We start from the raw sequence: 12,095 nt of genomic DNA, 5'->3' as shown, positions 1-12,095 counted from the left end.
GATGGCAAGCCAACCGATTTCTCCCTCCGATGAAGTGGAGCTGGAGACGATCCGCGCCGTGTTGCCTGCGGGCGCCACGATCCATGCCTGGATCAGAGCGTCGCATGGCAGCGCCCCGGGAAGGCTCACGGCACATGTTGACGGAGACCCGGCCGGCGCTGTCGAGACGGCAAACTCCGATGAATTCGAGTTTCGGCCGCTGACGCTGGAAAGAGGCGGAGAGACCGCCTTTTCCTACGATCCCGCGACAACCGAGGTCTCGGTCCTCTATGCCTTCCTTCAGTCCCGCGTTCTGGAAGAAGGCATCCGGCTGCTGCATGTCCGCTCCGCCAATGCCACCCCCGAAGTGCCGGGCAGCTATCATTTCCGCCCGCCTTTCGGCTGGATGAACGATCCCAACGGGTTTGGAAGGTTCGGCGGCAAGCTGCATCTCTTCTACCAGCACTATCCCCATAGCCTTCGATGGAACAACATGCATTGGGGTCATGCGGTCTCGAAGGACTACCTTCACTGGACGCATCTCCCGATCTTTCTTTTCCCTTCGGATGAACTTGCCGCGCGGGCCGACGGGCGGGGCGGGGCATTTTCCGGCTCGGCGATCGCTCTTGCCGGCGATGAAGCCGGCCTTCGCATTTTTTACACCGAGCATATGAAGGACCGGGAACCGGAGGAACAGGTTCAGTTCACCGCCACCAGCCGCGATCTTGTCAATGTCGAGCCGGCGCGCCTGATCCTGCCGGCGCGTCCGGCCGGGCTCGGCCTGACGACCGATTTCCGCGACCCTTACGTCTTCAAGGGCCCCGACGGCAGATGGAAGATGCTGCTCGGCACGCGAGACCGGGAGGGCGGCGTCATCCTGCTCTACGAAACCGCCGATCCGGCCGCGGCGGCGGGATGGACCTTCCTCGGCACGCTTCACCGCGAGAACCGCTTCGGAATGACGGCGGCGGAATGCCCCTGCATGCTGCCGCTCGACGGTCCCGCCAACGACCCTTCGACGCGCTGGGCCCTGATCTTCGGTCTGCTGACCAGCCGCGACCCGGCAACCGGCCGGCGCAACATGACGCTTGCGACCGTCGGCCGTTTCGATGGCCGCGGCTTCTCCGTGGAATTCGAGCAGGAGCTGGATTTCGGCACCGACGCCTACGCGTTCCAGGCCTTCGTCGACGAGGGCGGCCCGATCGGCATCGCCTGGCTTGCGAACTGGACGGATGTATCAAAAGAGATCGACATGCCGACGGCGATGACCCTGCCGCGCCGACTCGCATTGCAGAGCGGTGCGCTGATCACGCCGCCGGTGTCGGGGGTCGAAAGCCTGCGGCAGCGCCGGCTGGATGCCAAAGCTCTTCTGGATGGCCGGACCGTCGATCTCGCCAACGGCGCCGTCGAAATCCTGCTCACCCTCGGCCAGGCCGGCAACGCCTTCCGCCTCGATCTCGAACATCCCGAGGCAACGGTCGCGGTGCAGCTGAACGACGACGGGCTGAGCATTCCCTTCTCGGTGGCGAATGCCAAAGCATCGCCCCGCTATATCGCCGCCGGCGCACGCCCGTCGACCATCCGGATCTTTCTCGATGCCGGCTCGATCGAGGTCTTCGCCGACGACGGCCGTTGGACGGGCACCAAGCGACTACCCGGTTTCAAGGGGGTGACTGCGGTGCGTCTGACCGCACCCGAGGGAAATATCATCGCCGCCGAAATCTGGCAGCTCGGTCTTTGATCTCCGGAGGAGCCGGGGCAACGCACGGCTTGCAGAATGCCGGCTTCCGATTGTGCGGCGCGGGCTATCAGGCCCTCAGCATGCCGCGGGCGAGGTCGTGACCGGTCGGCACAAAGCCGTCGGTCCAGGCTGAACTGCTCGGTTTGTCCGATATCGTACGGCAACGAATAGGACTGCTGGAGCTTTCTCTCTCATTCCAGGAGAGAAAAATGACTTCCTCGTCTTCAGTACGGCCTACGTCGCATTGCAAAGAAACGTCCGCAATCGAGCGTGAGATCGTCGAACTGACGCCGGCGTTGCGCGCCTTTGCCCGCAGGTTTCTGCGCAGTGACGACGACATTGATGATCTCGTCCAGGAGACCTTGCTGAAGGCGTTGAACTCGCTGCACCTCTATCAGCCCGGCACCTCGCTCAAATCCTGGCTTTTCACCATCCTTCGAAATACGTTCTGCACCAATTACCGCCGGCAAAAACGCGAGCCGGCAGGGATGGATGCGGCGATGGAACAGATTGCGATCGCGCCAACCCAGGAGTGGACGCTGCGGGAGCACGAACTGCAGCGGGCTTTGACACGGCTTTCCGACGACAGGCGCCGTGCTCTGACACTGGTGGCTGCCGGAACGACCTACGAGGATGCCGCCAGGATGTGCGGGTGCCGCATCGGCACGTTAAAAAGCCGTGTCAGCCGCGCCCGCGCGTCGCTGCTGGCAATGCTCGGCAACCATCTCGTCGACTGAGCGCCCCACGGTCGATTCATCGGCAGCTCCATCAGGGCTTGGCTTCCCGTGAAAACTGCGTGCTCTGATCGCTTCTGCTGCCCGCGTTCCAAGAGAGCGTAGCGCCGAGCACGATCAAAAGCCCGACCAAGACGATGGCTCCAATATAGATTGCGAAAGCGCGGCGATCCGATTGCTGGCTCATCTTCCTCTCCTTCAGTCCTCGAACCAGCCGAAAGGCGGAATGTTCCGGTCAACGGGATGAGATAGGATTTACCAGCGGAGCAGGCGGGGGCCGGTGAGCGAACCCAGCGCGCCGGTGAGCAGGATGCCGAGCGAATACCAGATCAGCACGAAGGGCATGCCGTTTTCGGTGCAGAACCAGGAATAGACCCAGGCGCCGGCAGCGCCGGCGGCGATGCCGGCGACAAAACCCACCAACCTGAGATCAGCGGGTGCCGCCCGGCGCAATGCCCAGACGACACCGGCATAAACGGGCAGCGCGAAACCGAAGATCAAGACCGGGCAATGGAGCGCCGAGGAGCCGAGGATCAGCACCGGATAGGTCTCGACCGGAGCCGTCATGAGCTGGATGGCCGCGACCGCCGCCATGGCGGCGAAGATCGCGGCAAGCAGACCGAAAAAGCTTCCCTCGGAACCATCGGGGCGGGAAAGCCGGAAAACGGCTGCAAAGGCGGCCGCGGCGATCAGGGCATTATAGGCCGACTTGATCCAGAAAACCGGCAGCATCAGCACGTCGGGCATATCGATCCTGAGCCCAAGAATGATCAGCATCAGCAACAAGGAGAAAGCGAGGGACAGCACGATGCCGAGCATGAAGCGGCGCCGCAGTGCGTTGCGCGGCACCGGCTTCAGGTCCCCTGCCAGGCGTTCGATGATGTCGTCCGTCTTTGTCACGATGCGCCTCGCAATCTTTCTCCGAGCGCCTTGAGCGCCCGGTGGATGCCGACTTTCACCGCCGATTCAGACTGGCCGGTGCGGTTCGCGGTGTCGGCGACCGACTGGCCTTCGAGCTTCACCTGCCGGATCAGCTCCCGCTGTCTCGGCGGCAGCCCGTCCAGCAACCGCTCGACATCCATGCGGGCCGTCACCGCTTCCTCGCTGAAATCGCTTTCGATCTCTTCGGCCAGTTCGGTCTCAGCCAGTCTGCGCCCGCCGCGGCCGCGATGATGGTCGATCAGCTTGTAGCGGGCGATCGAAAAGAACCAGGCGGTGAAAGGTCTTTCCCGGTCATAGGTGGACCGGCGGGAATGCAGTGCCAGCAATGTCTCCTGGACCAGATCTTCCATATCCGCTTTCGTCGCCGCAGCCATCCTGCGGCTGTAGTAACCGACAAGCAGCACACGCAAAGCCATGAGCAAACGCCGATAGGAAGCCTCGTCCCCGTCAAGGGAGAGAAGCATCAATGCTTTCAGGGCTTCTTCCGAATGGGCGGTTGTCATGCTGTCACGAGTTCATTCGCTGGAAGCGGCCAATCGGTTACAGGAAAGATCAAAATAATTGCGGCATCACAGTCCTATCACATGCGCGTGAAGCTGTAACGCATCCCGGCACTCCCGCGAATAACCGGATGTGAGCCATCGGCAGGCCGCCGGTGGACATGAAAAATCCATTCAGGAGAGTTCCATGACCAAGCTTTTTTCCAGCCTCGCAGCCTGCACTTTCATCGTCGGTCTTTCGCTTGCCGGTGTCGCCTCGGCTGACGACGCCATGAAGTCCGATACGATGAAGAAGGACAATATGCAGAGCAGCGCGATGTCGAAGGACACCATGAAGACATCGGGGCCCAAGACCGACTGCATGAACAAGGCCGACATGGAAAAGGATGCGATGAAAAAGGCCGACATGATGAAGGCCTGCGACGCGATGTAGTAGGCGTTTCGCGTCTCCGCGGCCGCTGAAACTTTCTACAGCGCCGCGCGTCTTTTTAGACGCGCAAAGGACGCTGTAGCACTTTTGATTGCTGCATAATTTTATCCTTAAATCGATTCCGATTTAAGGAATTATGCAGCGGGCGGCGGCCGCGTCTTCTTCTCCCGAAACGTCCATTCATTCGGAGAACAATCATGGCGACGATCGATGCCGGCCCGACAACCGGCCGCACGCTTATCTACCGCCACAGTCTCGCTGTCCGCCTGTCGCATTGGGTGAACGTGCTTTGCCTCACCGTGCTGCTGTTCAGCGGCCTGCAGATATTCAATGCTCACCCGGCGCTCTATTGGGGTCAATACGGCGCCGACAACGATCCGTCCTTCATCTCCATGGAAGCAACAGAAGACGGCGACCGGGTGAAGGGGCTGACGCATGTCGGTCCGTTTACCTTCGATACGACGGGCTTTCTTGGTCTCTCCGATGTCGACGGCGAGGCGACGGCAAGGGGCTTTCCGAACTGGCTCACGCTTCCGAGCTATCAGGACCTGTCGAGCGGCCGACGCTGGCATTTCTTCTTTGCCTGGCTCTTCGTCGTCAACGGCCTTGTCTACCTCGCCTATGGACTGATCAGCCGGCATTTCCGCCGAGATCTTGCACCGGCTGGCAACGAACTGACACTTGCCCATCTCGGCCACGAGGTCGTGAACCACGCCCGGCTGCGCTTTCCGAAAGGCCCCGAGGCGCAGCACTACAACACGCTGCAGAAACTGACCTATCTCGTGGTGATCTTCCTGCTTCTGCCGCTGATGATTGCGACGGGTCTGACCATGTCGCCGGGCTTCAACGCGGTGGCGCCCTGGCTGCTCGATGTCTTCGGTGGACGGCAATCGGCCCGCACCCTGCATTTCCTCACCGCCTTCTCGCTCGTCGCCTTCGTCGCGGTGCATATCGCCATGGTGATCCTGTCGGGTGTGTTCAACAATCTGCGCTCGATGATCACCGGCTATTACGCCATCGAACAGGGAGACGAACGATGAGTCGCCTGATCACCCGCCGCCGCTTCCTGATCGGCTCGACCCTGACCGCCTCCGCATTGGGATTGAGCGGCTGCGACGCATTGGTCGAAAACGACCGGACGAAGTCGGTACTGAAGATCGCCGAGGGCTTCAGCATGACAACGCAGCGCTTCCTGCTCGGCGATGATGCGCTCGCCCGAGAATTCACCGAGGCCGATCTCTCGCCGGTCTTTCGCTCGAACGGCACCAGCATGCCCGATAACCCGCAATATCTCGATTGGGTGAGCCGGCAATTCTCGACCTGGCGGCTTGATGTCGGCGGCCTTGTCGAAAAGCCGTCGCAGTTCACGCTGGCGCAGCTGAAGGCGATGCCGTCGCGCACGCAGATCACCCGGCACGACTGCGTCGAAGGCTGGAGCGCGATCGGCAAATGGAGCGGTCTGCCGCTCGCCGCCCTGCTGCAATCGGTCGGGCTGAAGCCCGAGGCACGCTACATCGTGTTTCACTGCGCCGACGAATACGAAAAGACGCTCGACGGCAGCGGCTGGTACTATGAGAGCATCGATCTCGTCGACGCCTTCCACCCGCAGACGATCCTCGCCTATTCGATGAACGGCCGCGACCTTGAGGTGGCGCATGGAGCGCCGCTGCGGCTGCGGGTCGAGCGGCAGCTCGGTTATAAGCAGGCGAAGTATCTGACCCGCATCGAGGCGGTCGCCGATCTCGGCCAGCTCTACGGCGGCAATGGCGGCTTCTGGGAGGATCGCGGCTACGAATGGTATGCCGGGATATAAGTCACCGGCAGGCTTTGATCCGCCTGTTCATGCCGGCTGTGGGGACGCTATGTCGGTGAGACCGCGCCTCGATTTCCTGAGAGGCCCGATCAAACGCTCATATTCGTCCTCTGCCTTGCCATAGGCGTCGGAAGCGAAGTCCTCCAGGCCGGCGCGATCCCTGACGATCACCAGGCCGCGGACGGAGCGGATGAAGCGGTAGCCTTCGAGCAGATGCAGGGCGGTGGTGACGCTCGGCCGCCGCACCGCCAGCATCAAGGCAATGTACTCGTGCGTCAGCGCGAGCTCATTGCCGTCGATCCTATCGTGACACATCAATATCCAGCGGGCCAACCGCTCATCGATCTCATGGACGGCGTTGGAGAGCGCAGTGAAACCGGCCTGCGTCGCCAGAACATGAACGACCTTATGGAGAAGGCTGGCGAAAACCGGCTGCGTTTTCATCAGATCCAGCAGCGTGGTTTGCCGCAGACGATAGGCGAAACCCGGCACCTGGACGGTGACCTCTGGGACACTGATGCCTGCACCTATCGCCGCCGCGACCGGTGCAAAACCGTCGCGGCCGAACAATCCCGCTTCGACACGATTGCCCTCAGGCGAAATATTGATGACCGAGCCTATGCCCGAGCATGGAAAATAGGCATGCTCGATCACCGCATCTGCCGGAACGATAATGTGACCGCGGGGGATGGCGCAGGGTTCGAGATGAGCAGCGACTGCCGTATATTCGTCCTCCGGCAAAAGACCCAGCAGGCGATTCTCTTTCGGCCGCATCATGGTTTCTGCCATTGTTTGCCCTCCGGCAAGTACGGGATGCTACAGGCAGGACCGCCGAAGCCAGGTCGCGTTCGCCAGCTGCGTTCGCCCAACCCCAACTCACAGGACTTTTGTTGGTTCCCGCCATCGCCGCACCGCTGATCACTGATTCTACGCGGATATTCTTTGCGGGCAGACGTCGCCGAGCACGTCTGTACGCTATTGCACAGTGTATTGCTCAATGATTCTAGATGGTTAGGTTCGCCCGCGACAACGATCGCATCATCATCGTTGCGTGGATGGACATGGAAGACGAACAATTGAATTTTCGGAATGAACTTTTGCGCGCCATGGGGCCGCAAGAGCGCGAGCTTCTGCTGCCTCATCTGGAGCCCGTTACTCTGGACGTCCCCTTGATCCTGGAAACGGAGGATACCCCGGTCAGCGACGTCTACCTCCTGGAGTCGGGTCTTGCCTCGATCGTGGCGAGATTTCCGGGCGGGCGGGATATTGAAGTGGGGATCGTCGGCCGTGAGGGCATGACCGGCGCCGCGGTCGTGCTCGGCGGCGACCAATCGGCGAACCGCACATTCATGCAGGTCTCCGGACACGGTTTCAAATTGCCGGCGCGTATCCTCTCTGCGGCGATGGAAGAGAGCCGTGCCCTGCGCGGCCTGCTTCTTGCCTATGTCCAGGCGCTGCTCGCGCAAACGACATCGACCGTCCTTGCCAACGGTCACGCCAAGCTCGAGGAGCGGCTTGCCCGCTGGTTGCTGATGGTTCATGACCGGACCGACGGCATGACCATCTGGCTGACCCACGAATTCCTGGCTGTGATGCTTGGCGTTCGCCGCGCCGGCGTCACGGTCGCGCTGCACCTGCTCGAAGGCAAGGGCCTGATCCGCTCCACGCGGCGGCAGATCGTCATTCTCAATCGGCGCGGACTGATCGAAGAGGCGCACGGCTCCTACGGAGCGGCCGAGGAGGAATATCGGCGTTTGATCGGCAGGCACCTTGCGCGTTGATGTCGATGCGCAGCCGCCGGCCTCGCAATCCGCGTTACGATCCGGCCATTCCGCCTTCGGGCCGGCCGGCGCCCCTGCAAACGGACACCCTCAATGATAATAGGACAGGTCCGGCCCGAACAACGCTGCAATCATCGCATCGATATCGGCAGGACGGCCGCTGAGGTTAAAGCCGCCGGGCGGCGCTTTGGAGCGCTGATCATGCGCAAAGACAAAGGGTATGCCTCGGATCTCCAGCCACTCGTTCAGCCAGAGCATAGCCTGATCGGAGATCCTGATGTCGATGATCGCGGCCTCGAACACGAGCCCCTCGCTCAAGCACTCCATCGCGCTGGAGACGACGACCGGCCCGGCGATCGAAGCCTGACAGGTGATCAGGGCCTGTCTTGCATCGTCCGAGAGGAAGCCCGGCTCACCGATGATGAGGATCGTTTTGCCGGCGACCGGACTGAGCGATTTCATGGCGGATGCCCACAATAGCCTTGGTTTGGACGGTGCTCACGCTGTTCAATGGCGACTCAAACCTCAGACGATCCGCTTCCTCGTGCGTAACACATGCAAGCCCGCCGCGCGACGGTCATTCACCATTCCCGCCGAACCTGATCCGACCACGTTGGTTCCACGGCTTTGGCGGAGGAAGCCCACGGACCGCTCGCCTCCGTACGCTTCCGTACCCGTAGTTGAAAACGAAAATCCGAAGATTAGGATCGGCTCATATATTGGGAGGAATGCGGATGAGCCAGCATTCTGGAATTACGAAGCCGGCGCTGCAGCCCGATGACATAGCCATGCTGCATGCCGTGCTGAGGGGGTGGTGCCGGGAAAAATCCTGCGAAATCGGCAGTCCGGCGGCGCAGCACGTTGCGCGGGAACTCGTCTCCTGGTTCGAATGCGGCATCCGCAATCCGTATAAGCTCGCTGGCCTGATGCGCCACATGCACCTGGATGCGAAAGACCTGCCGACCTCACCAGATGCATCGGGCACGGTCTCGCGGCCCGCCGCGAAAGCCGGCCGGCTGGCGTGCCATGGCGGATAGAAGCCGGCGCAGCGCCTCGATCCCGGTCTGTTCCTCAGGTTTGAGCGTTCCGGAACGGCAGATTGCCCTCAGGCAGATCATCGATGAGCTTCAGGATCTCTGCGACGGCGCCTCCGATCGGCGCCCGGTTCTCCATCATCTGCTTCAGACGGTCCGCGAATCGATGGTATCGATCGCCAGAGCCGATGACGATTGCTGGGAAGATATCATCAGGGAGCTCTTTCGGCTCCGGGCGATGATGGTGCGTCTTGAAACCGACACGGCCATCACCTGCCATTGATCGGTTTCGCGAACGGATGGCGGATGAGCGCGAGTCTCTCTGATGCGGTGGCTCATCTCCGTATCATGATCTGCTGATGCTCCTGGGCAAAATGCCGATCGGCGTCGTCCCGGCACTTCCGGAATTCCATGTGCTGCCGCACCTCCGCCGACATTGTCCCGTTGCGGACCGTCACCATCCGCAACGCTCGTGTTCTGCGTTTATGCGGCGCATTGACGCACAACCCGGCGGATGATATCGATACATTTAATTGGTCAGGCCAGTTGACCAGCCGCGGCTTGAGGAGAAGCCGCCAGGGAGGCACGATGTTTTCGCCCGTTGAATCCCGCCGCCTTTATCGACAGGTGGCGGACCAGATTCGTTTGATGATCGCGAGCGGCGAGCTTGCCGTCGGCCAGCGGCTGCCGGCCGAGCGCGACCTGGCGGAGCAATTGTCCGTATCACGCCCGACGGTACGCGAGGCGCTGATCGTCCTGGAGGTCGAAGGCCTCGTCAACATTCGCATGGGATCCGGCATCTATGTGGTGCGCCAGCATGCCGCCAATGCTGCGGCAAGCGAACGCGAGCCGGCGGAGGGACCTTTCGAATTGCTGCAGGCGCGCGCCATTATCGAATGTGCCATTGCCGAGGAAGCGGCGGGCTGCGCCAAGCCGGACGGCATCGCCGGGCTCGACGAGGCGCTGATGCGCATGAGCGGCGGCGTCAATGATGCGAGCGCAGTGCTTGCCGCCGACCGGGCCTTTCACACCGGCATTGCCGCCATCGTCGGCAATGCGACGCTGATCCGCGTGACCGGCGAAATGTTCGACATGCGCATGACCCCCTATTTCGCCAGGCTCGCCAGCCATTTCGAGGGGCCGAATACATGGCGCAGTGCTCTCGATGAACATCGGACGATTCGCGATGCGATCGCCGCCGGCGATGCAGCGGGCGCAAAAGCCGCCATGCGCACCCATCTCACCATGTCGCAGAAGAGATTTTCCGAGAGCTTCGGGGAGGAGTTCTCGGGAGAAGAGAAGCGCGGCCACGACAAGGGGCGCGCGAAAGGAACGGCCAAGACTTAACCGAGCTCGGAGGAGAGAGCGATGAAGAGCAGACTGGCAACGATACTTTGCACCGCAGCCGCGATCATGGCGAGTACAGCGATCGCCCACGCCCAGACCGTGCTGAAATGGGCGCACGTCTATGAAACGTCCGAGCCCTTCCACACCGATTCCGTCTGGGCCGCCGAAGAAATCAACAAGCGCACCGACGGCCGCTACAAGATCGAGGTCTATCCGGCCTCGCAGCTCGGCAAGGAAGCCGACATCAACCAGGGCCTCAAGCTCGGCACGGTCGACATCATCATCTCGGGATCGAGCTTTGCGGCGCGCGACTACAAACCGATCGGCGTCACCTATTTCCCGTATATCTTCCGCAGCCCGGACCACCTGATCGCCTATACCAAGAGCGACGTCTTCAAGCGTCTCGCCAAGGGTTATGAGGACAAGACCGGCAATCACATCGCCGCCGTCAGCTATTACGGCACGCGCCATACGACATCGAACAAGCCGATTGCCAAATGCGCCGATATGCAGGGCCTGAAGATCCGCGTGCCCGATGTTCCGGCCTATCTCGCCATGCCGCGCGCCTGCGGCGCCAACACGACGCCGATCGCCTTCGCCGAAGTCTATCTCGCCCTGCAGAACGGCACGGTCGAGGCGCAGGAAAACCCGCTGACGACGATCGAGGCGAAGAAGTTCTTCGAAGTCCAGAAGAACATCATCCTCACCGGCCATATCGTCGACCACCTCAACACGGTGATCTCGAAGACGCGGTGGGCAAGCCTTTCCGACGAAGACAAGAAGATCTTCGGCGAAGTGATGCAGGAGGCCGCCGAGCGCACCACCAAGACCATCGCCGGCAAGGAAAACAGCCTCGTCGCCACCTTCAAGGAAAAGGGCATCAACGTCACCGAGGTCGACAAGGCCGACTTCGAAAAGACTGTGATGGAGAAGGTCAAGTTCGAGGACTTCGGCTACGAGAAGGCCGATTGGGAAGCGATCCGGGCGATCCAGTAAGAGCCGCTGGACGCGGCGTTCCGGCGTCGCGTCCTCTAGATTGCCGGCGAAGACCGCCAACCTCTCTTTCGTCATGCTCGGGCTTGTCCCGAGCATCTGCCCCCGTTCGATAGGGCAGCGGATCTTCGGCACAAGGCCGAGGATGACGCCGAGCGAGGAGCGGGGCTCGTCATCAAGGTTAGGCGCGCCGCGCCCTCCTTCGCCAACAGGAACAAGGCCGATCATGTCGCAAGAAATTCACACGCCAATCACGGCCGAGGAAATCGGCCACGAATTCGAAGGCCATGCGCCGACCGCAAAGGTCTCGGACTACGCCATCGAGGACTGGATCACGCTGATCGTCTTCTGGCTGATGGCGGGCTGCGTCTTCCTGCAATTTTTCACGCGCTATGTGCTGAACGACAGCTACGCATGGACGGAAGAGATCGCGATCAACTGCCTGATCGGCGTCGTCTTTCTGGGCGCCGTGATGTGCGTGCGCACCTCGCGGCATATCCAGGTCGACGTGTTCTATCACTACATGCCGGCGGGGCTGGCGCGCGTGCTCGCCACTTTCGTCGATATCGTCCGCATCGGCTTCTTCGCCTACGGCTGTTATCTGATGTGGCGTTACGTCGATATCGTCGCCGACGAGCAGATGGTCACCATCGAGCTGCCGCGCAACATCGTCTTCTACTCGGTGCTTGTCGCTTTCGTGCTGATGCTGATCCGCGCGGTGATCGTCTTCATCGCCAATATGCGCCGCGGCTACTCCGTTCTGGAGCGCCCGGAAGAATTCCAGACCGTCGAGGGTTGATC

General features: G+C 61.5%; 16 protein-coding genes. 11 read left to right on the top strand and 5 right to left on the bottom strand.

Going from position 1 to position 12,095, the window contains the following annotated elements; translation table 11 throughout:
• Window position 1: 1 nt before the first annotated feature.
• Window positions 2-1,720 (top strand): GH32 C-terminal domain-containing protein, encoded by a 1,719-nt coding sequence (locus CO655_RS23160; protein WP_097666930.1) that lies wholly within the window; start codon window positions 2-4, stop codon window positions 1,718-1,720.
• Between the two features lie 209 nt (window positions 1,721-1,929).
• The gene (locus tag CO655_RS23155) at window positions 1,930-2,457 is read left to right on the top strand and encodes a sigma-70 family RNA polymerase sigma factor (protein ID WP_097607384.1); all 528 of its coding nucleotides are present in this window, start codon (window positions 1,930-1,932) and stop codon (window positions 2,455-2,457) included.
• Window positions 2,458-2,488: 31 nt separating this feature from the next.
• On the opposite strand, the gene CO655_RS33930 is transcribed toward CO655_RS23155, so the two are convergent.
• The 3 genes from CO655_RS33930 to CO655_RS23145 all read right to left on the bottom strand — a co-directional run bounded on the left by CO655_RS33930 (window position 2,489) and on the right by CO655_RS23145 (window position 3,899).
• Window positions 2,489-2,641: a hypothetical protein gene (locus CO655_RS33930; protein WP_010031536.1), complete on the bottom strand. Its 153-nt coding sequence runs from the start codon at window positions 2,639-2,641 to the stop codon at window positions 2,489-2,491.
• A gap of 68 nt (window positions 2,642-2,709) precedes the next feature.
• On the bottom strand, window positions 2,710-3,354 hold the full coding sequence (locus tag CO655_RS23150; protein ID WP_097666865.1) for a DUF1109 domain-containing protein: 645 nt from the start codon (window positions 3,352-3,354) through the stop codon (window positions 2,710-2,712).
• Window positions 3,351-3,899 carry a sigma-70 family RNA polymerase sigma factor gene (locus CO655_RS23145; RefSeq protein WP_097666863.1) on the bottom strand — a complete coding sequence of 183 codons (549 nt, stop codon included), beginning with the start codon at window positions 3,897-3,899 and terminating at the stop codon, window positions 3,351-3,353. The genes CO655_RS23150 and CO655_RS23145 overlap by 4 nt, the downstream gene beginning before the upstream one ends.
• A gap of 184 nt (window positions 3,900-4,083) precedes the next feature.
• Between CO655_RS23145 and CO655_RS23140 the strand changes: the two genes are divergently transcribed.
• From CO655_RS23140 to CO655_RS23130, 3 genes are all read left to right on the top strand, one after another.
• Window positions 4,084-4,329, top strand: a complete 246-nt coding sequence (locus tag CO655_RS23140; protein ID WP_097666861.1) for a pentapeptide MXKDX repeat protein — start codon at window positions 4,084-4,086, stop codon at window positions 4,327-4,329.
• A gap of 194 nt (window positions 4,330-4,523) precedes the next feature.
• Window positions 4,524-5,366 (top strand): cytochrome b/b6 domain-containing protein, encoded by an 843-nt coding sequence (locus CO655_RS23135; protein WP_097666859.1) that lies wholly within the window; start codon window positions 4,524-4,526, stop codon window positions 5,364-5,366.
• Entirely contained in the window at window positions 5,363-6,139 is a 777-nt protein-coding gene (locus CO655_RS23130) for a molybdopterin-binding protein (RefSeq protein ID WP_097666857.1), read from the top strand. The genes CO655_RS23135 and CO655_RS23130 overlap by 4 nt, the downstream gene beginning before the upstream one ends.
• A gap of 27 nt (window positions 6,140-6,166) precedes the next feature.
• On the opposite strand, the gene CO655_RS23125 is transcribed toward CO655_RS23130, so the two are convergent.
• Window positions 6,167-6,928, bottom strand: coding sequence for a Crp/Fnr family transcriptional regulator (locus CO655_RS23125; RefSeq protein WP_097607378.1), 762 nt, complete (start codon window positions 6,926-6,928; stop codon window positions 6,167-6,169).
• A 272-nt stretch (window positions 6,929-7,200) separates the two neighbouring features.
• Here CO655_RS23125 and CO655_RS23120 point away from each other — a divergent pair, with 272 nt between their 5' ends.
• Window positions 7,201-7,920, top strand: coding sequence for a Crp/Fnr family transcriptional regulator (locus CO655_RS23120; RefSeq protein ID WP_097607487.1), 720 nt, complete (start codon window positions 7,201-7,203; stop codon window positions 7,918-7,920).
• Window positions 7,921-8,010: 90 nt separating this feature from the next.
• On the opposite strand, the gene CO655_RS23115 is transcribed toward CO655_RS23120, so the two are convergent.
• Window positions 8,011-8,382, bottom strand: a complete 372-nt coding sequence (locus CO655_RS23115; RefSeq protein ID WP_097666855.1) for a hypothetical protein — start codon at window positions 8,380-8,382, stop codon at window positions 8,011-8,013.
• A gap of 272 nt (window positions 8,383-8,654) precedes the next feature.
• Here CO655_RS23115 and CO655_RS23110 point away from each other — a divergent pair, with 272 nt between their 5' ends.
• From CO655_RS23110 to CO655_RS23090, 5 genes are all read left to right on the top strand, one after another.
• Window positions 8,655-8,957, top strand: coding sequence for a hypothetical protein (locus CO655_RS23110; RefSeq protein WP_097666853.1), 303 nt, complete (start codon window positions 8,655-8,657; stop codon window positions 8,955-8,957).
• Window positions 8,947-9,237: a hypothetical protein gene (locus tag CO655_RS23105; RefSeq protein WP_245423894.1), complete on the top strand. Its 291-nt coding sequence runs from the start codon at window positions 8,947-8,949 to the stop codon at window positions 9,235-9,237. The genes CO655_RS23110 and CO655_RS23105 overlap by 11 nt, the downstream gene beginning before the upstream one ends.
• A 305-nt stretch (window positions 9,238-9,542) precedes the next feature.
• The gene (locus CO655_RS23100; protein WP_097607375.1) at window positions 9,543-10,301 is read left to right on the top strand and encodes a FadR/GntR family transcriptional regulator; all 759 of its coding nucleotides are present in this window, start codon (window positions 9,543-9,545) and stop codon (window positions 10,299-10,301) included.
• A 21-nt stretch (window positions 10,302-10,322) separates the two neighbouring features.
• On the top strand, window positions 10,323-11,297 hold the full coding sequence (locus CO655_RS23095) for a sialic acid TRAP transporter substrate-binding protein SiaP (protein WP_097607374.1): 975 nt from the start codon (window positions 10,323-10,325) through the stop codon (window positions 11,295-11,297).
• 223 nt (window positions 11,298-11,520) lie between these two features.
• Window positions 11,521-12,093, top strand: coding sequence for a TRAP transporter small permease (locus tag CO655_RS23090; RefSeq protein WP_097581446.1), 573 nt, complete (start codon window positions 11,521-11,523; stop codon window positions 12,091-12,093).
• Window positions 12,094-12,095 lie beyond the last annotated feature (2 nt).

The sequence above is a fragment of the Rhizobium sp. M1 genome (genome assembly GCF_002531805.1).
GTDB classification, from domain to species: Bacteria; Pseudomonadota; Alphaproteobacteria; order Rhizobiales; family Rhizobiaceae; genus Rhizobium; species Rhizobium etli_C.
Note: the sequence above shows the minus strand (reverse complement) of the source record. Positions and strands in the feature narration are given on the sequence as shown.

Coding starts and splice junctions, on each gene's coding strand:
- CO655_RS23160 (WP_097666930.1), top strand. CDS start 2: ATGGCAAGCCAACCGATTTCTCCCTCCGATGAAGTGGAGCTGGAGACG.
- CO655_RS23155 (WP_097607384.1), top strand. CDS start 1,930: ATGACTTCCTCGTCTTCAGTACGGCCTACGTCGCATTGCAAAGAAACG.
- CO655_RS33930 (WP_010031536.1), bottom strand. CDS start 2,641: ATGAGCCAGCAATCGGATCGCCGCGCTTTCGCAATCTATATTGGAGCC.
- CO655_RS23145 (WP_097666863.1), bottom strand. CDS start 3,899: ATGACAACCGCCCATTCGGAAGAAGCCCTGAAAGCATTGATGCTTCTC.
- CO655_RS23140 (WP_097666861.1), top strand. CDS start 4,084: ATGACCAAGCTTTTTTCCAGCCTCGCAGCCTGCACTTTCATCGTCGGT.
- CO655_RS23135 (WP_097666859.1), top strand. CDS start 4,524: ATGGCGACGATCGATGCCGGCCCGACAACCGGCCGCACGCTTATCTAC.
- CO655_RS23130 (WP_097666857.1), top strand. CDS start 5,363: ATGAGTCGCCTGATCACCCGCCGCCGCTTCCTGATCGGCTCGACCCTG.
- CO655_RS23125 (WP_097607378.1), bottom strand. CDS start 6,928: ATGGCAGAAACCATGATGCGGCCGAAAGAGAATCGCCTGCTGGGTCTT.
- CO655_RS23120 (WP_097607487.1), top strand. CDS start 7,201: ATGGAAGACGAACAATTGAATTTTCGGAATGAACTTTTGCGCGCCATG.
- CO655_RS23115 (WP_097666855.1), bottom strand. CDS start 8,382: ATGAAATCGCTCAGTCCGGTCGCCGGCAAAACGATCCTCATCATCGGT.
- CO655_RS23110 (WP_097666853.1), top strand. CDS start 8,655: ATGAGCCAGCATTCTGGAATTACGAAGCCGGCGCTGCAGCCCGATGAC.
- CO655_RS23105 (WP_245423894.1), top strand. CDS start 8,947: ATGGCGGATAGAAGCCGGCGCAGCGCCTCGATCCCGGTCTGTTCCTCA.
- CO655_RS23100 (WP_097607375.1), top strand. CDS start 9,543: ATGTTTTCGCCCGTTGAATCCCGCCGCCTTTATCGACAGGTGGCGGAC.
- CO655_RS23095 (WP_097607374.1), top strand. CDS start 10,323: ATGAAGAGCAGACTGGCAACGATACTTTGCACCGCAGCCGCGATCATG.
- CO655_RS23090 (WP_097581446.1), top strand. CDS start 11,521: ATGTCGCAAGAAATTCACACGCCAATCACGGCCGAGGAAATCGGCCAC.